This is a genomic window from Nonomuraea composti (genome assembly GCF_012034275.1).
GTDB classification, from domain to species: Bacteria; Actinomycetota; Actinomycetes; order Streptosporangiales; family Streptosporangiaceae; genus Nonomuraea; species Nonomuraea composti.
The window spans coordinates 11,773-33,785 of sequence record NZ_JAATEP010000066.1 but is presented as its reverse complement, the minus strand read 5'-3'; the positions used below and the strand labels follow the sequence as shown (position 1 = coordinate 33,785).

General features: G+C 70.2%; 20 protein-coding genes. 15 read left to right on the top strand and 5 right to left on the bottom strand.

Translation table 11 applies throughout. The features are described 5' to 3' along the window. Nucleotides 1-344 precede the first annotated feature (344 nt). The gene (locus HCN51_RS60705) at nucleotides 345-956 is read left to right on the top strand and encodes an LmbU family transcriptional regulator (protein WP_168019648.1); all 612 of its coding nucleotides are present in this window, start codon (nucleotides 345-347) and stop codon (nucleotides 954-956) included. 784 nt (nucleotides 957-1,740) lie between these two features. Here HCN51_RS60705 and HCN51_RS49985 read toward each other — a convergent pair. After that, on the bottom strand, nucleotides 1,741-2,076 hold the full coding sequence (locus tag HCN51_RS49985) for a hypothetical protein (RefSeq protein ID WP_168019646.1): 336 nt from the start codon (nucleotides 2,074-2,076) through the stop codon (nucleotides 1,741-1,743). Between the two features lie 5 nt (nucleotides 2,077-2,081). After that, nucleotides 2,082-3,044, bottom strand: coding sequence for a DUF6772 family protein (locus HCN51_RS49980; RefSeq protein ID WP_206068833.1), 963 nt, complete (start codon nucleotides 3,042-3,044; stop codon nucleotides 2,082-2,084). A gap of 520 nt (nucleotides 3,045-3,564) precedes the next feature. On the opposite strand from HCN51_RS49980, the gene nikB reads away from it, so the two are divergent. The 8 genes from nikB to HCN51_RS49940 all read left to right on the top strand — a co-directional run bounded on the left by nikB (nucleotide 3,565) and on the right by HCN51_RS49940 (nucleotide 11,644). Then, on the top strand, nucleotides 3,565-4,488 hold the full coding sequence (gene nikB / locus HCN51_RS49975; RefSeq protein ID WP_168019644.1) for a nickel ABC transporter permease: 924 nt from the start codon (nucleotides 3,565-3,567) through the stop codon (nucleotides 4,486-4,488). Nucleotides 4,489-4,490: 2 nt separating this feature from the next. Then, nucleotides 4,491-5,411, top strand: coding sequence for an ABC transporter permease (locus tag HCN51_RS49970; protein ID WP_168019642.1), 921 nt, complete (start codon nucleotides 4,491-4,493; stop codon nucleotides 5,409-5,411). Then, nucleotides 5,411-6,415: an ABC transporter ATP-binding protein gene (locus tag HCN51_RS49965; protein ID WP_168019640.1), complete on the top strand. Its 1,005-nt coding sequence runs from the start codon at nucleotides 5,411-5,413 to the stop codon at nucleotides 6,413-6,415. The genes HCN51_RS49970 and HCN51_RS49965 overlap by 1 nt, the downstream gene beginning before the upstream one ends. After that, nucleotides 6,399-7,412, top strand: a complete 1,014-nt coding sequence (locus tag HCN51_RS49960; RefSeq protein WP_168019636.1) for an ABC transporter ATP-binding protein — start codon at nucleotides 6,399-6,401, stop codon at nucleotides 7,410-7,412. The genes HCN51_RS49965 and HCN51_RS49960 overlap by 17 nt, the downstream gene beginning before the upstream one ends. After that, nucleotides 7,409-8,059: a histidine phosphatase family protein gene (locus HCN51_RS49955; RefSeq protein WP_168019634.1), complete on the top strand. Its 651-nt coding sequence runs from the start codon at nucleotides 7,409-7,411 to the stop codon at nucleotides 8,057-8,059. Before HCN51_RS49960 ends, HCN51_RS49955 begins: the two co-directional genes overlap by 4 nt. Before the next feature lie 15 nt (nucleotides 8,060-8,074). Continuing rightward, nucleotides 8,075-8,869 carry an endonuclease/exonuclease/phosphatase family protein gene (locus HCN51_RS49950; RefSeq protein WP_168019632.1) on the top strand — a complete coding sequence of 265 codons (795 nt, stop codon included), beginning with the start codon at nucleotides 8,075-8,077 and terminating at the stop codon, nucleotides 8,867-8,869. Between the two features lie 19 nt (nucleotides 8,870-8,888). Further along, nucleotides 8,889-10,391, top strand: coding sequence for an ABC transporter substrate-binding protein (locus HCN51_RS49945; protein ID WP_168019630.1), 1,503 nt, complete (start codon nucleotides 8,889-8,891; stop codon nucleotides 10,389-10,391). 92 nt (nucleotides 10,392-10,483) lie between these two features. Further along, nucleotides 10,484-11,644, top strand: coding sequence for a phospholipase D-like domain-containing protein (locus HCN51_RS49940; protein ID WP_206068832.1), 1,161 nt, complete (start codon nucleotides 10,484-10,486; stop codon nucleotides 11,642-11,644). Between the two features lie 70 nt (nucleotides 11,645-11,714). Here HCN51_RS49940 and HCN51_RS49935 read toward each other — a convergent pair whose 3' ends face one another. Next, complete coding sequence (locus HCN51_RS49935) at nucleotides 11,715-12,659, bottom strand: LysR family transcriptional regulator (protein WP_168019626.1); 945 nt, start codon at nucleotides 12,657-12,659, stop codon at nucleotides 11,715-11,717. Between the two features lie 72 nt (nucleotides 12,660-12,731). Between HCN51_RS49935 and HCN51_RS49930 the strand changes: the two genes are divergently transcribed. Together HCN51_RS49930 and HCN51_RS49925 are read left to right on the top strand one after the other, a co-directional pair. Further along, the gene (locus HCN51_RS49930) at nucleotides 12,732-14,075 is read left to right on the top strand and encodes an MFS transporter (protein ID WP_168019624.1); all 1,344 of its coding nucleotides are present in this window, start codon (nucleotides 12,732-12,734) and stop codon (nucleotides 14,073-14,075) included. Beyond that, complete coding sequence (locus HCN51_RS49925; RefSeq protein WP_168019622.1) at nucleotides 14,072-16,294, top strand: arylsulfatase; 2,223 nt, start codon at nucleotides 14,072-14,074, stop codon at nucleotides 16,292-16,294. The genes HCN51_RS49930 and HCN51_RS49925 overlap by 4 nt, the downstream gene beginning before the upstream one ends. 174 nt (nucleotides 16,295-16,468) lie before the next feature. Here HCN51_RS49925 and HCN51_RS49920 read toward each other — a convergent pair whose 3' ends face one another. Continuing rightward, nucleotides 16,469-17,419, bottom strand: a complete 951-nt coding sequence (locus tag HCN51_RS49920; protein WP_168019620.1) for a phosphotriesterase family protein — start codon at nucleotides 17,417-17,419, stop codon at nucleotides 16,469-16,471. 17 nt (nucleotides 17,420-17,436) lie between these two features. Then, the gene (locus HCN51_RS49915; RefSeq protein ID WP_168019617.1) at nucleotides 17,437-18,144 is read right to left on the bottom strand and encodes a GntR family transcriptional regulator; all 708 of its coding nucleotides are present in this window, start codon (nucleotides 18,142-18,144) and stop codon (nucleotides 17,437-17,439) included. 150 nt (nucleotides 18,145-18,294) lie between these two features. On the opposite strand from HCN51_RS49915, the gene HCN51_RS49910 reads away from it, so the two are divergent. The 4 genes from HCN51_RS49910 to HCN51_RS49895 are packed head-to-tail and all read left to right on the top strand — an operon-like array spanning nucleotide 18,295 to nucleotide 21,989. Next, complete coding sequence (locus HCN51_RS49910; protein WP_168019615.1) at nucleotides 18,295-19,209, top strand: ROK family protein; 915 nt, start codon at nucleotides 18,295-18,297, stop codon at nucleotides 19,207-19,209. Further along, the gene (locus HCN51_RS49905; RefSeq protein WP_168019613.1) at nucleotides 19,209-20,015 is read left to right on the top strand and encodes a sugar isomerase domain-containing protein; all 807 of its coding nucleotides are present in this window, start codon (nucleotides 19,209-19,211) and stop codon (nucleotides 20,013-20,015) included. Before HCN51_RS49910 ends, HCN51_RS49905 begins: the two co-directional genes overlap by 1 nt. Beyond that, nucleotides 19,993-20,679, top strand: a complete 687-nt coding sequence (locus HCN51_RS49900; protein ID WP_168019611.1) for an SDR family oxidoreductase — start codon at nucleotides 19,993-19,995, stop codon at nucleotides 20,677-20,679. Before HCN51_RS49905 ends, HCN51_RS49900 begins: the two co-directional genes overlap by 23 nt. Then, nucleotides 20,676-21,989, top strand: a complete 1,314-nt coding sequence (locus tag HCN51_RS49895) for an FAD-dependent oxidoreductase (RefSeq protein WP_168019609.1) — start codon at nucleotides 20,676-20,678, stop codon at nucleotides 21,987-21,989. The genes HCN51_RS49900 and HCN51_RS49895 overlap by 4 nt, the downstream gene beginning before the upstream one ends. Nucleotides 21,990-22,013 lie beyond the last annotated feature (24 nt).

Sequence of the window (22,013 nt, the reverse complement as noted above, 5' to 3'; positions counted from 1 at the left end):
TTCCTCGGCGTCGGCCCCGGTTCCTCTGCGCGACCACCGCCTCCCCCGACGGCCGCCTGCAACTCCCCGTGTCCGCCGCCTTCTCCGCCGACCGGCCCAGCCTCGGGCAAGCCCATCGCCGAGACCTCCCAGCTGCACGAGGTGTAGGGCGGAAGCCGGCGTTGCGCCAGGTGATCGCCCGCAGATCGCCGGAGCCCGCGCCGAACGGAGTCCCGCCGTCGGGACAACGGGCCGACTGCGGGAGAGCGAAGTCCGTACTGTGCCGTTCACGTGCTCGTTGCGGGCCGAAATTGTGCCGCGGTGTAGAACCATGGGGCCGCCACGACGACCTGTGGAGTGCATGTGTGAATGCGGTAGAACGCCGGGCCGGCCAGGGGCAGTCGCAGATCCTGGTGACCCGGACCGGCCTCAAGATCCCCGATAGGACGGCCTTCGAGGCGTGGCGGGAGGCCGGGCTGAGGCTCGCGCGGATCGCCGACTCCTCCGTTTGGTGCCTGGGTGATTGGCTGGTGTACGGCCAGGACAGGTACAGCGGTCGTTACCGCGAGGTCGTGGATCTGGTGGGCCTCGACTACCAGACGTTGCGCAACTACGCCTGGATCGCCCGCAGGTTTCCGCTCGATCGCCGCAGGGAGGAACTCAGTTTCCAGCATCATGCCGAGGTCGCCGCCCTGGCTCCCGAACTACAAGCCCAATGGCTGGAGCGGGCACACGCCGAGGGGTGGTCTCGCAACACTCTGCGCAAGCACCTGCGGGGACAGCGCGACCGGTCCGCTACGCCGTCCCTGCCACGTCTGGACGTCCCTCCTGAGCAGGTGGCCCGGTGGCGGACGGCGGCCGCGCAGGCCGAGCGTGACTTCGGCGCATGGATCGTGGACACCCTCGACGCGGGCGCGGCCCACATTCTCCGCCCGCACGACGAGGAAACACAGCGCGGACCGCACTTCGGAACGTGATGGATCCGCGCCGGCAGTGGTGCTTCGCGGGTGAGCCGTGGTTCGTCTTCTGGGACGGCCCCCGCCTACCGCCGTCCGCAGCAGCAGAGCGCGCAAGGCCAGGAAGGCCTTCACCAGGTTGTCCAGCATGACGTAGATCGGGGCGCCGTCCGGGTCGGCGGCCCGGATCGAGCGCAGGGCCGCCCGGGTTTGGTCGATTCCCTTGCGGGCTCGGTTGACGCCCCGCAGGAGGTGCCGCTGACGGAGTAGCAGTCGTGGAAGCAGGTGACGCCGTGGGGTGCGACGGTAGTGGCCGGCAACCGATCCGGGGCCCAGCCCGATCCGGCGGCCGGACGGATGCCAAGCGGCCCGAACGCGTCGAAGGCGAAGGTGCACTCGGTCCGGTGTGCCAGCGCGTCCTCGTGGCGGTGGTGGCCGCCCTCGCGACGAAGTCTTCGTCGTCAGAGCTGAGCTAGCGGGGGCGGCCCTCCTGCCCGCTGAGAGTCCAGGCAGGCCAGCCTGATCTTGGCCTGCCCTGGAACGCGACATGCTCCTCGTTCGCCTCAATCTGCACCTCGCCGCGACTGCCGGCGCCGAGCACACCGCCGAGTCCGAGCCTGAACCGGCCGAACAGACCTCCAGGTGCGGGACCTCGGTGGGCAAGCGCACCGGCCGCTGTCCTCCGGCACCTTGAGCCCGCACTCCTCCAGGGCGCGGGGCGGGCCACGCGGCGCGGAAAGCCCGGCCTCGGCCATGAACCGGTGCTGGCCGCCGATTCTCCCGCGCTCCCGTGTCCGCTGACCGTTCAGCTCTTGGCGGTGAGGTAGATGCGCAGTTTCGCCGACGGATTCACGCCCGCCACCGTGCCACGCAACCGCAGCCATTGACCGAACTGGCCGACCGGCCAGGTCACCAGGCCGGGGCCGGTGACGACCTGCTCGTCGCCGTCAAGGTCGCACCAGGTCAGGCCGTCGGGCGAGATCTGGGTGACCAACCGCACCGAGACGTCGTCGCCGGACGCCGCAAGGGTGTGCACGAACCACCGCGCCTCACCGGCCCACGCCACCTCGTACGGCTCTGTCGCGAAGTCGGAAACGAACGTCGTGTCCCGTTCGAGAACCGCCGTCTGCACCTGCCGCATAAACGTCACCACTCCGTGGAAATGAGTACCGAATCGAGGAACAGGAAATTGCGGACCGTCGAATGGGTCCGTACCGAGAAGTAGAAATTCAGCAGGTTCTCCAGGGAGTCGTAGCGCTCCTTGTACGGCGGGACCGGCACTTCTGACATGTCCATGATCCGGTCGTTGACCTGCAGCTCGACGTTACGTCTGGCGGCGGTGTCGATGACCCAGCGCAGATAGTGCCAGTTGACCTTGGTGGGCACCTCGTTGTAGCAGAGTTCCTGGGGTTCGCCGAACGGACGCCAGTCCTTCGGGTCAGGTGCGGTGAAGTCGGCCCCGTAGGCCAGTTTGACCTTGCCCTCGAGGTGCTCACGCGGCGTCGGTTCTGGCACGATCGGGTACACCCACTGCCGGGACAACGTGTTGTCCAGCGTGGTGTTCAGGTAGCGGGCCACCGTGTGGTAGCGCAGGCCGCCGTCGCCGCACAGGTCGGTCGCCACCGTGAAGCAGCCGAACTGCGCTTCCGACGGGTGCAGGTTGCCGTCCCAGGTGATGTCCCCGAACTGGTCGCCGGCGCTGCCGTCGATGGTCGCCTCGGCCTTGTAGGCGAAGTACGCCTCGATCTGCAGCAGGCCGCGCCCGCTCATGGTGAGCCGCCGGATGGCGGTGGCGGTGTGTCCCCGGTAGGCCCGGGTGGCCAGTTTGAGCGCGTACGACCCCGTCATCGCGCCATGGGTGCCGATATCGAAGAACGTGCAGTTCGAGAGCTGGGGCGGGCGGAAGTCCCGCATGTGGTCATCGACCGTGGACAGATCGCCATTGCCGTTGTAATTGCCCAGCAGCTCGGTCCAGCCGTGGCTTCCTGAGTTGAAGTCGTCGTAGGCCAGAATACGCCGAAGCGGCACGAATTTCGACAGTCTCGGATCCGCCGACAAAATCGCGGCGCGAAGTTCTGCGGCCAGATCGGGCCGCTCCATCATCGTCATACCGAAAGGCTCCCGAGGAGGGTTCAGGCAATACAGAAGTGGCGCATGTCCACGCCGACCCATCCGTTGAGTTGAGTCGCGCGTTGGACGGGGACATTAACGTTAATGTGAGATCATCGTCAACCCTCCCGGCGGCTGGCGTGAGCCGACCTCACCCGGGACCGGGCAGTTCGGTGAGCCGTTCAGGTCCATCGTTTTACCAGGCCACACCCGGTATGCATGAGCCACCGGGCGAGCGTTACCGGTAGCAGTCGCCGACCGGAGCTTGACGGCCAGGACCCTCACCCCTAGCATCAGCGAGCAACCACATTAACGTTAATGTGACTGGCGGTCGGCACACCGCTCGGCTAGCGGCTGACGGCCTGCCTCCTCCGGAAATCACCTCTCCGGGACCGACCCCATGTCGGCCCTTCTCGACCCCTCAACCCGTCACCGCCAGACGTTTACGGCGTCATGGCTCACCCAGGAGTTGCCTGGCGATGCTGAAACGGGACGCCGACCGACAACGATCGGATCGGCCATGACCGCGTACTTCATCCGACGCGCACTGTTCGCCGTCTTCGTGCTGTGGGGCGCCGTGACCATCGTGTTCCTGGTGCTCCGGCTGGTTCCCGGCGATCCGGCGCAGCTCATCCTCGGCTCCGACGCCACCCAGGAGGAGATCGCACAGCTACGCGACCAGATGGGCCTGAACCGCCCCGTCATGGTGCAGTACGGGATCTATCTCAGCGATGTGGTCCAGTTTGACTTCGGCGATTCCTACCGCTACCACGGTGACGCCCTGGGGCTGGTGCTGGACAGGTTTCCGCTCACCCTTCAGCTCGCCGTCGTGGCGATGGTGATCGGCCTGGTGCTCGGGGTCTCGCTCGGCGTGGTCGGCGCGTTGCGGGTGAACCGGCTGGCCGACCGTGTGGTGTCGGTGTTCGCGCTGCTCTCGCAGTCCATGCCGTCGTTCTGGATCGGGATCATGTTCATCCTGGTGTTCGCCAGGCAGCTGCACTGGCTGGCCAGTGGGGGGCACGGCGGCTTGGACCGGCTGATCATGCCGGGGGTCACCCTCGCCCTGCCGCTGATCGCGGTCCTGATCCGGCTGACCCGCAGTGGTCTGCTCGACGTCGTGCACGAGAACTACGTGCAGACCGCGCGGGCCAAGGGCCTGTCCGAGCGGCTGGTCATCTTCGTGCACGCCATCCGCAACGCGCTCATCCCGATCGTGACGGTGGCCGGTCTGGAGTTCGGCAAGCTGCTCGGCGGCGCGGTCATCGTCGAGACGGTCTTCTCCTGGCCCGGCGTCGGGCGGCTGCTCATCGACTCCATCTCGGCCCGCGACTACAACGTGGTGCAGGCCGCGATCCTGCTGATCGCCGGCGGTTTCGTGGTGATCAACCTGGTCGTGGACGTCCTGTACGGCTACCTCGACCCGCGCATCCGGCTGGGACGGTGACGATGGACACGCCGACGGAGAACGTCCTGACAAAGACCGCCGCACCCCCGGCCGGCGACGCCGTCCGCCCGGCGGCGGGCAGGACCAGGATCAGGATCGGGCGGCTGCGCGTCATCGCCTCGTTGTCGGTCATCGCCTTCTACGTGGCCGCCGCGGTGGTCGGGCCGATCCTGCTGAAGTACGACCCGGTCGCCACCGACCTCGGCTCCCGGCTGAAACCGCCTGGCACCCTGTTGCCGAACGGGCACACCGCCGTCTTCGGCACCGACCAGGTCGGTCAGGACGTGCTCGCCCAGATGATGCAGGGGGCGCGGGTGTCGATCACCGTCGGGGTGGCGACACTGGTGCTGGCGGGTGTCATCGGCGTCGCCGCGGGCATCGCGGCAGGGTACTTCGGCGGCTGGCTGGACATGGTCCTCATGCGGCTGGCGGACATCCAGCTCACCTTCCCGTCGATCCTGCTGGCCATCTTCATCGCCTCGATCCTCGGGCCCAGCGTGGTGAACGTCGTCATCGTCCTTTCCATCTCCAACTGGGTGACCTTCGCCCGGGTCACCCGCAGTCAGGTGCTCGGGCTCAAGAGCCGGGACTTCGTCGATGCCACCCGCACGCTCGGCGCACGGACCTGGCACCTGCTGACGCGCAGCATCCTGCCTTCCATGATGGCGCCGATCCTGGTGGTCGCGACCGTGGAGCTGGGGCATGTGATCCTGGCCGAGGCGTCCTTGAGCTTCCTCGGCCTCGGCACCCCGTCCAGCACGCCGAGCTGGGGCCTGACCATCGCCAACGGACGGGACTACCTGTCCAATGCGTGGTGGATCTCGACCATCCCCGGCCTCGGCCTGGCCGCTCTGGTGATCAGTTTCGGTGTGCTGGGTGACGCGCTGCGCGACCGGTTCGACCCACGGCTGAGGAGCATGTGATGGCCGACCCACTGTTGTCAGTACAGGACCTCACGGTACGGTTCCGGACCCGGGCGGGGACCGTGACCGCCGTCGACCGGGTGAGCTTCGATCTGGCCGCAGGGGAGACCCTCGCCATCCTGGGCGAGACCGGCAGCGGCAAGAGCGTCACCGCCCAGGCCCTGATGGGGCTGGTTCCGCGACCGGCGGGACAGGTGAGCGGCGGCCGGATCCTCTATGACGGCACGGATCTGCTGTCCCGCCCGCGATCCGACGCCCGCCGGCTCAACGGGACCGACCTGGCCATGGTCTTCCAGGATCCGCTCAGCTCCCTCAACCCGGTCTTCCGGGTCGGCGCGCAGATCGGCGAGCTGTTCCGGCGCCGTCGTGGCGTCTCCCGTGCCGAGGCGCGGCGCAAGGCGATCGAGCTGATGGACCGGGTGGGCATCCCCGCGGCCGCTCGCAGGGTCGACGACTATCCGCACCAGTTCTCCGGCGGCATGCGGCAGCGGGTGATGATCGCGATGGCGATCGCCCTGCAGCCCCGCGTGCTCATCGCCGACGAGCCCACCACCGCCCTGGACGTCACGGTCCAGGCGCAGGTCATGGCTTTGCTCGCCGAACTGAAGGCGGAGCACCGCATGGCGATGATCCTCATCAGCCACGACCTCGGGGTGGTGGCGGGCGTCGCCGACCGGGTCATGCTCATGTACGCCGGCCGGGTGGTGGAGACCGGCGGGCTGCGCGAGGTCTACGAGCGGACCGGGCATCCGTACACGCGCGGGCTGATGGCCTCGATCCCGGCGCTGGACGGCCCGCGGGAGCGGCTGACGCCCATCAAGGGCTCGCCGCCGGATCTGACGCGGCTGCCCGCGAGCTGCCCCTTCCGGCCCCGGTGCGACTTCGCCACCGACATCTGCGGCAGCGAGCGGCCCGAACTGCTGCCGGTGCCCACCCGGCCCGGCTCGCATCGTGCCGCCTGCCACCATGCGAAGGAGGTCGTCACCGATGTCGTCCCCGGCTGACCCGCTGCTGTCGGTCAGAGACCTGCACACCAGCTTCCCGGTCCGCTCCAACCTGCTGCGGCGCAAGGTGGGCGCCGTCCAAGCCGTCTCGGGCGTCTCGTTCGAGCTGTCCGCGGGCCGGACGCTGGGCCTGGTCGGCGAGTCGGGATCGGGGAAGACGACGCTGGCGCGCACCGTCATCGGGCTGGCGCCGCCGGAGTCCGGCCAGGTGCTTCTCGACGGCCAGGACCTGCTGACCCTGCCCGCGGCCGAGCTGCGGCAGGCGCGCCGGCAGATCCAGATGGTCTTCCAGGATCCGTACGCCTCGCTCAATCCCCGGCTCACCGTCGAGCAGATCATCAGCGAGGCCTGGCTCATCAACCCGGGGGTGGTCCCCCGCGACCGTTGGGCCGCCGAGGTGAAGGACCTGCTGGCCAAGGTCGGGCTGAACCCGGACCACGCCGACCGGTACCCGCACCAGTTCTCCGGCGGGCAACGCCAGCGGATCGGCATCGCCCGAGCCCTGGCACTGCGGCCGCGGCTGGTGATCTGCGACGAGGCGGTGTCGGCGCTGGACGTCTCGGTGCAGGCACAGGTCCTGAACCTGCTCGTCGACCTCCAGGCGGAGCTCGGGCTCAGCTTCCTGTTCATCGCCCACGACCTGTCCGTGGTGCGGCACATCAGCGACGAGGTGGCCGTGATGTACCTCGGGAAGGTCGTGGAGATGGGAACGACGGCGCAGATCTTCGCCGCTCCCGTGCACCCGTACACCCAGGCGTTGTTGTCCGCGGTGCCGGTGCCGCGCCCCTGGGCGGCGCCGCCGCGGCGGCAGATCATCCTCACGGGCGACATCCCGTCGCCCGTGTCGCCGCCGTCGGGCTGCCGGTTCAGGACGCGATGCTGGAAGGCGCAGGATCGGTGCGCCACGGAGGAGCCCGCTCTGTCCGACCGGCTGGGCGAGCACGCTTCCGCGTGCCACTTTCCCGAGCTGCCCGCCTCTCCGGCGGAGCCGAAGTGAGCGGCCGGGTCCGGCTGGTCCTCGTCCGGCACGGCGAGTCGGTGTGGAACGTGGAGGAGCGCTATCAGGGGCAGGCCGACTCGGGGCTCACCGCCGCCGGTCGCGAGCAGGCCGAGGCGGCCGCGGCCGCACTGCTGGACCGCTTCGGAAGGCCCGATCTCGTCGTCTCCAGCGACCTGCCGCGCGCCTGGGACACGGCAACGGCGTACCTGCGCCACCTCGACGTCGAGGCCAAGCAGGATGCCCGGCTGCGCGAGGCCGACATCGGCACCTGGGCCGGCCGGCCCTTCACCGAGATCGCGGAGGAGCACCCGGACGATCTCGCGGCGATCGTCCGCGGGGAGGACCTGCGGCGCGGCGGCGGCGAGACGTTCGCCGACATGCGCCGGCGGGTGTGGCAGGCACTCGTCGACGCCGCCGCCATGACGACCGGTGACGCGACCGTCGTGCTGTTCACTCACGGCGGTCCGATCAGGGTGGCCGCCGCCGCCGCGCTGCGCCTGCCGGTGCCAGGCCACCTCGGCTTCGCCCCGCCGGTGAACGCCTCGCTGACCGTCATCGGCTACGCGGGTGAGCTGAAGAACAACGCGGTGGTCGAGTACAACGCGCCGACCACGTGGGCCGCGCGGGCCGCGCGGGCTGACTGAATCGGGAGGACCAGCATGCTGACCGGATCGTTCACCTTCGTCGCCATGACCTACAACCTGTGGGGCGACTGGCATCTGGAGCAGCGAGAGCCGGCGATCCGCGACCTGTTCACCACCCGGCCGCCCGACCTCCTGGCGGCCCAGGAGCTCCGTCCTCGCTCGCGCGCGGTGGTGGACGAGGCCATGCCAGGACACCAGCGGGTGCACGACGACTTTCCCGGATGGGGCACGCAGAGCAACCTGTGGTGGCGGCGGGAGCTGTTCGACCTCGTGGAGTACGGGACGCGGGACGTCGGCATCCTCGACGCCGACGCCAGGTTGTTCTGGGTACGGCTGCGGCCCCGGACCGGCGGCGCGCGGCCACTGGTGTTCTCCACCGCACACCTGACATGGCCCGGCCACGAGCGGGAGCGGGAGGATCGCCGCAACCTGCGCACCGGGCAGGCCGAGCAGGTGGCCGCGGCCCTGGACGAGATCGCCGGCGACCAGGCCTGCCTGTTCACCGTGGACATCAACGACATCGGGCAACCGCTGTGGGTGCTCGGCAACAGCGGTTTCCTCGATTCGTTCACCGCGTTGGGGCGCACGTCGCCGGTCACGCACCCCGTGTCGCCGCTGCCGTTCGTCACCGGTCACGGCACCCGCCTGTCCCCGCTGGGGTCCCCGTCCAAGGCCATCGACTGGATCTTCTCCAGGGGCCCGATCGCCACCCGGGCCAGCGAGGTCGTCGACTTCTTCTCAGCAGGCAACGCCCCATCGGATCACAAGCCCGTCGCGGCGACCTTCACCCTGCCGTCCATGACGGCCTGAACCAGAACAAGGAGAGGCGATGTTCGCACGATCCCGCGCCACGGGCTGTTTCGCCGCGGTCGCCCTTGTGATCGGCCTCGCGGCCTGCGGCGGCTCCGGCGGCTCCGGCGGCGGGGAGCAGGTGCTGCGCTATGCGCCGCAGCTGTTCCCCGTATCGCTCGACGTCCAGCAGTACCCCGCGGAGGAGGCCGTCCAGACCACCGTCCAGCAAGGGCTCGAGACACTCACCATCATGAAGGACGGGCAGGCCGCCCCGAAGCTGGCCACCTCGTGGGAGAGCCCCGACCCGAAGACATGGGTGTTCCACCTGCGCGACGGGGTGACCTTCAGCGACGGCCGCGCCTTCACCGCCAAGGACGTCAAGGGATCCGTGGAACGGCTGATCAGCCTCAAGGGGTCGCTGGCCCCGCTGCTCGCCTCCATCACCGGCATCGACGCCACCGACGACCGCACGGTGACCTTCCACACCTCGGCGCCGCTGGGCACCCTGCCCAGTACCCTGTCCCTGGTGTTCATCGGCCAGGGCGACAAGGTCACCAGCGACGCGTACTGGCAGAAGCCGATCGGCACCGGACCGTTCAGGTTCGACTCCTTCAGCCCCGACGACAAGGTGGAGCTCAGCCGCAACGACACCTACTGGGGCACCAAGGCCAAGGTGGCGAAGCTGGAGATCCTCAACATGCCGGAGATCTCGGCCCGGATCACCGCGCTGAACAACGACGAGGTGGACGTGCTCGCCTCGATCCCGCCGGACCAGGTGGCCGAGGTGTCGGGCGTGGACGGCATCACGTACGGGACCGGCCCGAGCTTCAACTACTACTTCATCTGGTTCAACCAGAACAACAAGCCGTTCGACAACGTCAAGGTTCGCCAGGCCCTGGTGCACGCGATCGACATCGAGAGCATCGTCGGCGACCTGTTCGGGGACCTCGGCACGGTGGCGCGGTCGCCGATCACCCAGGCGGTCTTCGGATCGACGCGGCTCGAACCGTACTCCTACGACCCGGAGCTGGCCAAGAAGCTGCTCACCGAGGCCGGGTACCCCGACGGCATCACCACCACGATCCAGTGGCCGCTGTCCGGCGGGCCGAACATCAGGGCGCTGGCCCAGGCGTTCATCTCGGCCTGGGAGAAGGTCGGCATCAAGGTGCGGCCGCAAGAAAAGGAGCGGGCGACCTGGCTCAAGGACTTCGGCGCGCTCAAGTGGGGCATGAACCTGCAGACCAACACCACCGGCACCGGCGATGCCGACTTCACCCTGAACCGGCTGTACACCTGTGAGGCCAAGCGGATGGGCTACTGCAACAAGGACCTGGACGCGATCCTGACCAAGGCGCGCGGATCACTGGACCAGAACGAGCGCAAGGCGCTGTACGCCCAGGCCGACAAGATCATCTGGGAGGACGCGGTCGGCATCTTCCCGGTGGATCTGAAGAACAACTACGCCGTCCGCGACAACGTCAAGGGATTGGAGATGCCGGTCAGCGGACGGCCGGACTTCTCGCAGGTGTCCGTCGGATAGCGTCCTCCACCCACCCTCGGCACAGCACAAGGAACCACCCCATGCCTCGAATCCGTCCCCTCCGCCCTGTCGTATTGGCCGGCCTTGCCGCCTTGACCGCCTTGTCCGCACAGACGATCAACGTTCCTGCCGCGCGGGCCGCCCTGCCGGAGCCCGCCCGCAGCGCCTGCCGCAACGCCGCCGAAGTACCGGTCGAGACCGGCGCCGCCTTCAACGACCCGGTCGCCGGCACACCGACCGCGGTCGTGGAACGGATCTGCTCGCTGATCAAGCAGGCCCCGGCCGGATCCTCGATCGAGATCGCCGAGTTCGTCGTCTCGGGCGACGCCGGCGCCGACTACGCGGCGGTGCTGCTCGACGCGTACCACCGTGGCGTCCAGATCCGCATGGTCATGGACGGCTACCAGATCGACAACCCCGCCGCCGCGTCGCTGATCAGCACGCTCGGCACCGACGAGTCGGCCACGTCGTGGGTGCACGTCTGCAGCCACATGAGCCCGGAAGGCAACACCACTTCCTGCCAGGGCACCAAGGGCATGCACAACAAGTTCTCGCTGTTCTCGCAGACCGGTGGCCGCCGCGACGTCGTCGTCCAGGCCTCGAACAACCTCACCGACGTCAACTCCACCAGCTACTGGAACAACCTGGTCGTGCTGCCCGGTAACCGCAAGCTGTTCGAGGGGTACGGGAAGTACTTCGACGACCTCGCCGCCGAGGTGCAGAACCCCGACTATGACACCACCGTCACCGCCGCCGGGCGGGGTGGCCAGGTCACCGCCCAGTTCTACCCGGTCGCCGACCGGGACCCGATCGCTCAGCGGCTCGGCCAGGTCCGCTGCAAGAGCAAGGGCCGCACGCGGGTCGAGATCGGCCAGTCCGAGTGGGACGCCACCCGGCTCGCGATCGTGGACCGGCTCGCGGCGCTGGCGTCAGCGGGATGCCAGGTACGGGTGGTGCACGGCCCGGCCGACGACGCGGTCACCGCCGCGCTTGACGCCGCCGGCGTGCGACGGCGGGTGCTCGACGGCTCGACCCCCGCCGGCCGCATCCACTCCAAGTACATCGTGGTCACCGACCCGGCACCCGGGCGGAGCTGGGTGATGACCGGCAGCCACAACTTCAACGCCACCTCGCTGCGACGCAACGACGAGGCGATGGTCGAACTCTCCGAGCGCAGCGTCGTCGAGGCGTACGCCGCCAACTTCGCACGGGTGTGGGAAGTCGGTGCGGTCCCGGGAGAAGCGGCCGGGTAGCAGAGAACGACGACGGCTGACGGCGCCGGCACGAAACCGGCGCCGTTCCAAAGGGATCAGCGCCGGGCGGTCAGCCCGACGGCCAGACCGCGGTACGGGATGTCAGCTCCGGGGCCTCCTGGTGGAGGAGGTCGACGAAGGCATCCACCGGCGGGGCCGAAACCCTTCCCGCCCGCCGATACAGGCGGATCTCGCGCTGCCACAGCGGCCCCGGCAACGGCCGCGTCACCACGTCGTCCCCGAAGGCCGCCACCTGCGCCGCGAACGCCCCCAGCAGCGCCACCCCCAGCCCCGCCGCCACCATCGCCACGATGGTCGTGGCCTGCGCGATGACCATGATCTCGGCCGGGTCGACGCCGGCCCGGTCGAGCCGGTCGCGGTAGTCGGCCCAGCCGGCGTAGGGATCGCCGGTGACCATGACGGTGCCGCCCGACAGCGACGCAAGGTCCACCGCCGAGCCTGTGGCCAGCGGATGCCCCTTCGGCGTCACCAGCACGATCTTCTCGTGGAACAGGTGTGAGGAGCGCAGGTTGTGGTGCACCTGCGGCACGTCGGAGGTGCGCAGCGCGATGTCCACCTCGCCGTGCGCCAGCCCTTCCTCCAGCTGCATCGGGTCGCCCTCGCGCAGCACTACGGACACTCCGGGGTGAAGCCTCCTGAACTGCTGCATCAGGGGCGCCAGCAGCACCGCGCTCAGCCCCGGATAGCCGCCGACCGTGACGCGTCCTTTGAGCTTGGCGCGTAGTGTGCGGACCTCCTCCATCCCCGCCTGGAGTTCCGCCAGCGCCGCGCGGGCCTTGGGCAGGAACCTGGCTCCGGCCGCGGTGAGCGTGACCTCCTTGCTCGTACGGACGAGCAGCGTGTCACCGACGGCCTGTTCCAGCGCGGCGATGTGCGCGCTGACCCTGGGCTGCGAGCGGCCGAGCGCCCGGCCCGCCGCGGTGAACCCGCCGTGGTCCACGACCGCCACGAAGGTCGTCAGCCAGGTGAGCTGCAGATCCATGCGTTCGATCATCCGTAAAACGTATGGTTATGAGTCGCACCATGGCAATAGACGAATGGTTACCGCCCGCATAGATTCGCCCGCATGACGAGCGAGACTGTCGAATTCGACGCGGGAACCATGACCCGCGGGCAGCGCCGCATAGCGCTCACCGCCATCGGCGGTTACTACGTGGACGGCTACGACCTGCTGGTCCTGTCCGGCGCCCTGCTCGGCGTAGTGCCCGAGCTGTCGCCGGACCCCGGCATCCTCGGCCTGGTGGGCGCGTCGGCGTTCATCGGCATGGCCCTCGGCTCACTGCTCACCGGGCCGCTGACCGACCGGCTCGGCCGCCGCCCGGTCTTCTTCACCTCGATGGCGGTCTTCGTCCTGGCTTCGCTCGGGTTCCTGCTCGTCAACGACCTGTGGCAGCTCATCGCGCTGCGCTTCTTCGTCGGCTTCGCCATCGGTGCCGACATGCCGGCCTCGGCCGCGCTGATCGCCGAGTTCATTCCGGCCAGGCGGCGCGGCACCTTCACCGGCCTCGGCGGCGTGGCGTGGATGCTGGGTGCGCTGACCGCCATCGCCGTCACCCTGCTGATCTTCACGGCCGCCGGAGTGGAGCACTGGCGGTGGGTGATGGCCACCGGGGCGCTGGCGGCGGTGCTGCTGCTGTTCCTGCGCCGCCGTACGCCCGAGTCGCCGTACTGGCTGCGCGCTCACGGCCGGCACGAGGAGGCGCTGGCCGCGTGGCGTTACGCCACCTCCGGCGAGAGCTCCGGCCCGGAGCCCGCTCCGGCCACGCACGGCGGCGGGCAGCCGGCGTCCATCCGGCTGCTGCTCCGCAAGCCGCTGCTGGTCAGCCTGGTCATGCTCTGCGTGTACTGGGGGTTCAACAACCTGTACGGCTCGGCCATCCTGCTCTACCAGCCCAGCCTGATCAACCGCATCGTCACGCCGAGCACGTTCACCTCGCTGCTGTTCACGGCCTCCACCACGGCGCTGGCCGTGGTGCTCGGCCTGGTGGTCTGCCTGTGGGTGATCGAGTCGATCGGCCGGCGCTTCATCGCGATCACCGGCACTGCCGTCGCGGCGGCGTGCACGTTCCTCATCTGGGCTGCGTTCGGCACCTCGTGGGTGGTGCTGGTGGCCTTCGCCGTGACGATCGCGGTCATCAACGGTGGCACTTCCCTGGCGTTCTACTCCTGGGCGCCCGAGTTGTTCCCCGCCTCCGTCCGAGGCCGCGCCGTCGGCATCGTGAACATGGTCGGCAAGAGCGGCAGCGTGGTCGGCACGCTGGCGCTGCCCAGCATGTTCGACGCGCTCGGTGGGGCGTCGTTCCTGGTGATCGCCGCCCTGGCCCTGGTCAACGTGGCGGTCACCGCGTGGCTCGCCCCCGAGACCCGCGGCCTGACCCTGCGCCAGCTCGAAGAGAGGATCTACGCATGACGACCGGACACGTAGGGCGCACCTATCAGGACTCCACGCCCTGGTGGCCGCAGCCGCCCACGCCGCGCGAGGGCGCGCCGGACGTGATCGTCATCGTCCTCGACGACGTCGGCTTCGGCAGCCTCGGCTGCTACGGCGCGGAGATCAGCACGCCCACCATGGACGCGCTGGCCGCCTCCGGCGTGCGCTACACCAACTTCCACGTCACGCCGCTGTGCTCGCCCACCCGCGCCTCACTGCTCACTGGCCGCAACCACCACTCCGTCGGCATGTCGTTGCTGTCGAACGCCGACAGCGGCTTCCCCGGCAAGCGCGGCACCGTCACCCACCGCGCCGCCACGCTCGCCGAGGTGCTGCGCGACACCGGCTACAACACCTACGCCCTCGGCAAGTGGCACCTGGCGCCGATGGACCAGACCAGCGCACTCGGTCCGTACGACCAGTGGCCCCTCGGCAGGGGCTTCGACCGCTACTACGGCTTCCTGGAAGGCATCAGCGACCAGTACTTCCCCGAGCTTGTCCAGGACAACCACCGGGTGGAGCCGCCGCGCACCCCCGAGGAGGGCTACCACCTGACCGAGGACCTCGTGGACCGGGCCATCGCCTACATCTCCGACCACAAGTCGGTCGGCCCGGACAAGCCGTACCTGCTCTACCTGGCCATGGGCGCCGGGCACGCGCCCCACCAGGCGCCCGAGGAGTATTTGCGCCGCTACCGCGGCCGCTACGACGAGGGCTGGGACGTGATCAGGCAGCGCCGGCACGCCCGCCAGATCGAGCTCGGCGTCATCCCGCCCGGCACCGCGCTCGCCCCGCGCAACGACGGCGTGCGCCCTTGGGACGAGCTGCCCGAGGACGAGCGCCGCGTCGCCGCCCGGCTGCAGGAGGCGTTCGCCGCGATGATGGAGCACACCGACGCCCACCTCGCCCGGCTCCTGGCCCACCTCGACCGGATCGGTACCCGTGAGAACACCCTGATCGTGCTGCTGTCGGACAACGGCGCCAGCCAGGAGGGCGGCCCGCTCGGCAACACCAACTCGATCGCCTACGAAAACGGCGCCGAGGTGCCCCACGCCGACAACCTGGCCCGCCTCGACGAGATCGGCGGGCCCCGCTGCCACGGCAACTATCCATGGGGCTGGGCGCAGGCCGGCAACACCCCGCTCAAGCGGTACAAGCAGAACACGCACGCCGGCGGCGTCCGCGCGCCGCTCATCGTCTCCTGGCCCGGCCACACCCCGCCGGGCGGCGTGCGCGAGCAGTTCCACCACGTCATCGACGTGACCCCCACCATCCTGGACATCGTCGGCGCCGAGATGCCCGCCGCGTACAAGGGGATCGCGCAGCTCCCGGTGCACGGCATCTCGATGCGCTACACCTTCGCCGACCCCGACGCTCCCACCCGCCGCACCACCCAGTACTTCGAGATGTACGGCCACCGCGCGATCTGGCACGAGGGCTGGAAGGCCGTGGCCTACCACGAGCGCGGCACCTCCTACGACGACGACCGGTGGGAGCTGTACCACCTGCACGACGACTTCTCCGAATGCCACGACCTGGCGGACGAGCGCGCCGACGTGCTGCACGAGCTGATCGGCCGCTGGTGGTCCGAGGCCGACCGGTACGACGTCTTCCCGCTCGACGACCGCAACTTCGCCGAACGCGCCGCCATCTACCACAGCGCCGCCTCCCCCAGACGACGGCGCAGTTTCGTCCTCTACCCCGAGATGAGCCGCATCCCCGGCGGCGTCACGCCGCTGATCTACGACCGGTCGTACCGCATCGACGCCGAGGTGCGCCTGAGCGACGGCGACAAGGGCGTGCTGCTGTCGCAGGGGGACGTGAACGGCGGGCACGTCCTCTACCTCGCCGCAGGCCGCCTGCACTACGAGTACCACCACCACGGCACCCGCTACCGGATGCGTGGCGACCGCGACGTGCCGCCCGGAGAGCGTACGCTGTCGGTCGTCTTCACCAGGACCGGCCCCTGCCGGGGCGAGGCCGTCCTGGCCGTGGACGGCCTCCCGGTCTCCGGCAAGGAGCCGCTCACCACCGCCCGCTACCTGATCGGCTGGCAGGGCCTGGTGCTGGGCCGGGACGCGCTCTCCCCGGTGAGCTGGGACTATCCACGCGGCTTCCCCTTCACCGGCACCATCGATCGCGTGAGGATCGAACTGGACGACGACATTCCGCCCACCGTCTTTGAGGTCTTCGACTGACATCGGAAGACACGGCTCACCGCGGCAGCACGCGAGCAGGAAGGATCGGGTGAACCTCAGATGCACAGCCCGTCGAGGCGACCACGGCTGCCCACGCGACGATCGCCACCCGCGATCCGGCTGGATGTGCTCGCCGACCGTCGGGCCGACACCATGACAGGCGTGGCCGCGCGCTCACCCCGGCCGCTCGGGCGACCCGAGCAGGGCGGCCGGGGCGTCCCGCATGATCAGGTCGACGACGTCGCGTCCCAGCCGACGTTCGAGGCGTGGCAGGAAGGCCCGGCCGAGCACGTCCATCCCGGGCGCTCCCCCGTAGGCGCGGAGCATGGAGCGGCGGCCGACATCCGTGCCCAGGCAGAGGTGATCGGCCAGTCCCGCGCCGGCCATGCCTTCGATGAGGTCGAGGATGCGCGTGTCCGGCCCGTACTTGACCCGGCCCACAGTGTCGTAGACCAGGTAGGCGCCGCGTGAGACGAGCTCGCGGTGCAGCTCCAGGTCCGGGTTGCGGTCGAGGTGGCACAGCAGGACGCGTGAGGCGGCGACGCCCGATTCGGCCAGTCTGTCGAGGATCTCGTGGCCCGCCGTGCCTGTCTCGCAGTGCACGGCCACCGGCACCCCGGTTCGCACGGCGGCCTGCGCGCCCGCCCGGAACCAGCGGTCCTCGTCGGCCGTGATGCGCTGGTAGGAGGCGCCGAGCTTCACGATCCCGGCACGGACGGTCGTCGGCACGGGGCGCGGGCCCGCCCAGTCACGCCCGTCGATGCCGCTGGTGAGGTCGGTGAGCACGATGTCGAGGAGCAGGTCGTCGCTCACCTCACGGGCCCAGTGCGAGGCGAGGTAGTGGGCCGAGCGGTGGTAGCCCGTGGCCGCCACGATATGCAGCCCCGACGCGACGGCCAGCTTGGCCAACTCGGCCGGGCGGCGGCCCAGGCCGATGGGTGTCAGGTCCACGATGGTGCCGATGCCGCCGGCGCGGACCTGCCTCGCCTCGGCCGTGGACTTCGCCTCGTCCAAGAACTCGTCGCCGGGCAGCGCCGGGGTGCGAAGGAACAGGTGCTCGTGCGCGTCGACGTAGCCGAGTTCCGCAGCGGCCACCGGCCCGAGGACCGTCATGACCTCGCTCACGTCAGATCCTCCGCTCGCTAGCGCGCCAGTGTGACGTGGAAGACGAACTCGTCTCCCAAGTAGCGCGTCTGGGTCTTCTCCAGGGGCTGGCCGTTCTGGTTGACGATCAGCCGTTCCTCGACGAGCAGCGCCGCGCCCGGCTCGACCTGGAGCAACTCGGCGTCCTCCGCGCCGGCGTTGGCGGCGACGAGGGTTCCGGTGGCACTGGTGGGGATCTCGCCGAGGGTGCGCAGCGCCTCGTGCAGCGAGCTGTGTTCGAGGTCCTCGTTCAGCACGGCGCTGCAGGACATGGGCAGCACGACGTTCTCGATGGCCACGGGTTTGCCGTCGGCCAGCCGTAGCCGGCGTACGTGCGTCACCATCGAGCGCGGGGCCAGGTGCAGCGCGGCCAGCTCATCGGCCGTGCCGGCACGCAGCTCGGCCGACAGCACCCGGGAACCCGCGACCGCGCCGCGCCGCGCCATCTCCTCGGTGAACGAGCGCAGCCGCGCCATGTCGCGATGCACCTTGGGCTCGGCGACGAAGGTGCCGACACCGGGCACCCGGTAGATGAGCCCCTCATCGACCAGGCGCTGCGCGGCCTGCCGCACGGTCATCCTGCTGACGTTGAACAAGGCGGACAGCTCGGAGTCGGACTCGACCGCGTCGCCGGGGCGGAGGTTGGCGATGCGGCTACGCAGGTGTCGCTCGACCGCCTGATGTCGAGGGATCGATTTGCGCGTCATGGCCGCCCCATAGCTGCTCGTCCACGAATCATGCGAGCCAGTCTAGACGGGTTGCCAAGGCCGCAAGACCCCTTGACGGAGCCCAGATCCGAAAGCTACCTTCAGGCACCAATCTAGACAGGTTATACCGGTCGATACGGGAGCTTGAGCGTGGACGAAGAAGGCGCGGTTCTCGGCGTGGACGTCGGCGGCACTCAGATCAAGTGGGTGCTCTGGTCCCCCGGAGCCGGAGTGCTCGGCCACGGCGAGCTGCGGACGCCGCGCTCGGGCCCGCCCGCCGTGCTGGCCGCGGTCGCCGAGCTGATCGGCGACGGCAAGGCCGGGGCCGCCGGAGTGGCCGTGCCCGGACACCTGACCGACGATCTGCGTGCCGTCCGCCTTCTGCCGAACCTGCCCGGCCCGTGGGAAGGGCTGCCCTTCGCAGCCGAGCTGGAGTCCAGGACCGGTGTGCGCGTACGGCTCGTCAACGACGCGCGGGCCTTCGCGCTGGCCGAGCTCACTCTCGGGGCGGCAAGAGGGCGGCAGGACGTCTTGTTCGTGACGATGGGCACCGGCATCGGTGGCGCGCTCGCGCTCGGCGGGCGCGTCCTGCGGGCCGGCGGCGACCGCGTGGGCGAGTTGGGGCACATGATCTGCCGCCCCGGCGGGCCCGCGTGCGGTTGCGGCTCCCGGGGCTGCCTGGAGGCCGTCGCGGGTGGCTCCGCGCTGGTCACCGCGGTACGCGCCGGCGGCGGCCGGGCCAGGACCCCCGAGGAGGTGGTCCGCGAAGCCGGACGATCCGGCGGTCTGGAGCGGTCGGTGCTGGAGACCGCCGGCAGCGCGCTCGCCCTGGTCCTGGGCAACGTCGTGGCCTACTCGGGTGTCTCGGCCGTCGTCGTCGGCGGCGGGGTGGCGCCTGCCTTCGCGTTCATGAGGCCGGCCGTTGAGGCAGAGCTGGCTGCCCGCGTGCGACTGGTGGGACGAGTAGATCTCCGCCTGGCCGAGCTGGGCTCCGGAGCCGGTGCGCTCGGAGCCGCCCTTGCCGCGACAACTCGTGCACCTCACCCGACCAACGGAGAGATCTGATGACTTTGAGCTGGATTTCCGCGGCCATGAAGGTGCTGGAAGAGGTCCAACGCACACAGGAGGACGCTCTTGCCCGGGCGGCGGAGTTAGCGGCGCGCTCTATCGCGCGTGACGGTGTCGTGTACGCCTTCGGCACCGGCCACTCCCGGATGCCTGTGGAGGAGATCTTTCCTCGCTACGGGTCGTTCCCGGGATTCCATCCCATCGTCGAGCTGTCGATGACCTTCCACAACCAGGTCGTCGGCGCCAACGGGCAGCGCCAGGCCATGTTCATCGAGCGCGTCGCAGGACTCGCCGACCAGATCCTGGCCAACTTCCGGCTCCGGCCGCAGGACAGCCTGATGGTCTTCAGCGTCAGCGGCCTGAACGCCGTCCCGATCGAGATGGCGATGGGCGCCAGGCAGGCCGGCCTTCCCGTGATCGCCGTGACCTCCCTCGCCGAGACACACGCGAGCCCGGCCCGCCATCCGAGCGGGACGCGCCTGGCCGACCACGCCGACGTCGTGATCGACCTGTGCTCGCCGGTCGGCGACGCGCTGTGCCACGTTGACGGGGTGGCCGAGCCGATCGGCCCGGTCAGCACGCTCACCGCCGTGGCGGTCGTCAACGAGATCAAGGTGCGCTCGGCCCGCCTTCTGGCCGCCGGTGGCGGCGTCCCGCCGATCATCACCAGTTCCCGCCTGGTGGGTGACGCGCGCAGCTCCGAGCTGTTCGAGGCGGCCTATCACGACTTCGCCCGGCGCGCGGCCGCGACGCTGCGCGGGGCCGGTGAGGAGGTGGGTGATGCGGGTTCTCGTGGCCGGTGACCAGGGAGGCATCGGCAGGGCGTGTGCCGAGTCCGTACGGGAGTCGGGCGGCCAGGTGCACGGCGTGGACGCCGGCACGACGGACATCACCCTTCCCGGCGGTGCGGAGGCGGCCGTCGAGCAGGCGCACGCAGCGCTCGGCGGGCTCGACGGCGTCGTGCACGCGATCGGCATGTCGGGCCGCCGGCTCGGTGACGGGCGCGTCACCGAGTGCACCGACGAGGCATGGGCGCAGGTGCACCGGGTCAACCACGAGTCCGTCTTCCGCCTGCTGCGGGCCTCGATCCCGAGGCTGGGGAGCGGCGGCTCCGTCGTGATCGTGGGCTCGGTGCTGGCCACGTCCCTGGACCGGGACTTCCGCACCGTGGCGTACGCCAGCGCGAAGGGCGCGCTGATCCCTTTGGTGCGCTCGGCGGCCTACGACGCCGCGCCGGCGGGGGTCCGGGTGAACCTGGTGGCCGCCGGGCTGGTGGACATCCCCATGGCCAGGCGCGCGCTGGGGTCGGAGCGGATCGTGGCGCGGATGGCCGAGCTGATGCCACTCGGCGGCACGCCTTGCACGCCACAGGAGGTCGCGGACGTCGTGACCTGGCTGCTGTCACCGGCGGCCGGCCGGACGACCGGCGCGGTCGTCCCCGTGGACGGAGGGTGGCATCTGCGATGAAGGATCTCTGGCAGGGCGACGTGGTGGTCGTCGGTGGCGGGTCGGCCGGCTGCGCCGCCGCAGTCGCCGCGGCGCGGTCCGGCGCCCGTACCCTGCTCGTGGAGGCCGCCGGGTTCCTCGGCGGGACCGGCGCGGCCGTGCTCGACACGTTCTACGGCTTCTATGCCCCCGGCCGCGCCGACCGGGTGGTCGGCGGGATCGGCTGGGAGCTGTGCGAGCGGCTGCTGGGCTGGGAGCAGGCGTTCGAGCGGCCCAACACCTACGGCGCGGGCACCGGCGTGACGTACGAGCCGGAGGCACTCAAGCTGGCCTGGGACGAGCTGGCCGGCGAGGCGGGCGCCGAGACGCTCCTGCACGCCACGGCCTGCCGGGTCGTCATGGACGGCGACCGGATCGCCGGGCTCGTCGCCGAGACCAAGGCGGGCAGCGGGCGGATCACCGCGAACGTGTTCGTGGACGCCAGCGGCGACGCCGAGATCGCCTGGCGGGCCGGCGCCGCGGTGGAGCGGCCCGACGGCGAGCAGCGGGTGCAGCCGCTGACCGCCACCTTCCGGCTGGGCGGCGTGGACCTGACGGCGACGCCCACGGCGGAGTTGCACCGGCTGATGCGCGAGGCCGCGGAGTCCGGCGAGTACGCGTTGCCGCGGACCGAGGGTTCGGCTCACCGCACGGTGTTGCCGGGCGTGGTGCACACGAACATGACCCGCGTCAGCGACGTCAACCCGCTGGACCCCTGGGAGTTGTCCGAGGCCGAGCGGGAGGGCCGCCGCCAGGTCCGGGAATACGTGCGTTTCTTGCGCGAACGCGTCCCCGGTTACGAGCGGGCGTACCTGATGGGCGTCTGCGCCCGCATCGGCGTGCGCGAGAGCCGCCGGCTGATCGGCCGTCACGTGCTGACCCGCGACGACGTGCTGTCCGGCCGCCGCTTCCCGGACGAGATCGCCCAGTGCGGCGCCCCCATCGAGGATCACGCCGCCGGCTCCTCGACGATCTGGCGCTATGTCGGCGGCGAGCCCGCCGGGCTGACCTACGGCGTGCCGTACCGATGCCTCCTGCCCCTGGACGTCGCGGGGCTGCTCGTCGCGGGGCGGTGTCTGTCGGCCACCCACGACGCGCACGCCTCGGTCCGGTCGATGGCGCAGTGCATGGCCATGGGACAGGCCGCCGGGACGGCCGCGGCCATCGCGGCCGGATCCGGCCGCCCGCCCGCCGGCATCGACGTGGCCGAGCTCCGCACCGTGCTGGAAACCGACGGCGCACTGCTCGACCGGCCTTATTCCGCTCACGTGGACGGGAGATTTCCGACGTGATCATCCATTGTCTCGCGCGGGTCA

Excerpts from the sequence above, each read along its gene's own strand:
- HCN51_RS49985 (WP_168019646.1), bottom strand. The coding sequence starts at position 2,076 with ATGCGGCAGGTGCAGACGGCGGTTCTCGAACGGGACACGACGTTCGTT.
- HCN51_RS49980 (WP_206068833.1), bottom strand. The coding sequence starts at position 3,044 with ATGACGATGATGGAGCGGCCCGATCTGGCCGCAGAACTTCGCGCCGCG.
- nikB (WP_168019644.1), top strand. The coding sequence starts at position 3,565 with ATGACCGCGTACTTCATCCGACGCGCACTGTTCGCCGTCTTCGTGCTG.
- HCN51_RS49970 (WP_168019642.1), top strand. The coding sequence starts at position 4,491 with ATGGACACGCCGACGGAGAACGTCCTGACAAAGACCGCCGCACCCCCG.
- HCN51_RS49965 (WP_168019640.1), top strand. The coding sequence starts at position 5,411 with ATGGCCGACCCACTGTTGTCAGTACAGGACCTCACGGTACGGTTCCGG.
- HCN51_RS49960 (WP_168019636.1), top strand. The coding sequence starts at position 6,399 with ATGTCGTCCCCGGCTGACCCGCTGCTGTCGGTCAGAGACCTGCACACC.
- HCN51_RS49950 (WP_168019632.1), top strand. The coding sequence starts at position 8,075 with ATGCTGACCGGATCGTTCACCTTCGTCGCCATGACCTACAACCTGTGG.
- HCN51_RS49945 (WP_168019630.1), top strand. The coding sequence starts at position 8,889 with ATGTTCGCACGATCCCGCGCCACGGGCTGTTTCGCCGCGGTCGCCCTT.
- HCN51_RS49935 (WP_168019626.1), bottom strand. The coding sequence starts at position 12,659 with ATGATCGAACGCATGGATCTGCAGCTCACCTGGCTGACGACCTTCGTG.
- HCN51_RS49930 (WP_168019624.1), top strand. The coding sequence starts at position 12,732 with ATGACGAGCGAGACTGTCGAATTCGACGCGGGAACCATGACCCGCGGG.
- HCN51_RS49925 (WP_168019622.1), top strand. The coding sequence starts at position 14,072 with ATGACGACCGGACACGTAGGGCGCACCTATCAGGACTCCACGCCCTGG.
- HCN51_RS49915 (WP_168019617.1), bottom strand. The coding sequence starts at position 18,144 with ATGACGCGCAAATCGATCCCTCGACATCAGGCGGTCGAGCGACACCTG.
- HCN51_RS49905 (WP_168019613.1), top strand. The coding sequence starts at position 19,209 with ATGACTTTGAGCTGGATTTCCGCGGCCATGAAGGTGCTGGAAGAGGTC.
- HCN51_RS49900 (WP_168019611.1), top strand. The coding sequence starts at position 19,993 with ATGCGGGTTCTCGTGGCCGGTGACCAGGGAGGCATCGGCAGGGCGTGT.
- HCN51_RS49895 (WP_168019609.1), top strand. The coding sequence starts at position 20,676 with ATGAAGGATCTCTGGCAGGGCGACGTGGTGGTCGTCGGTGGCGGGTCG.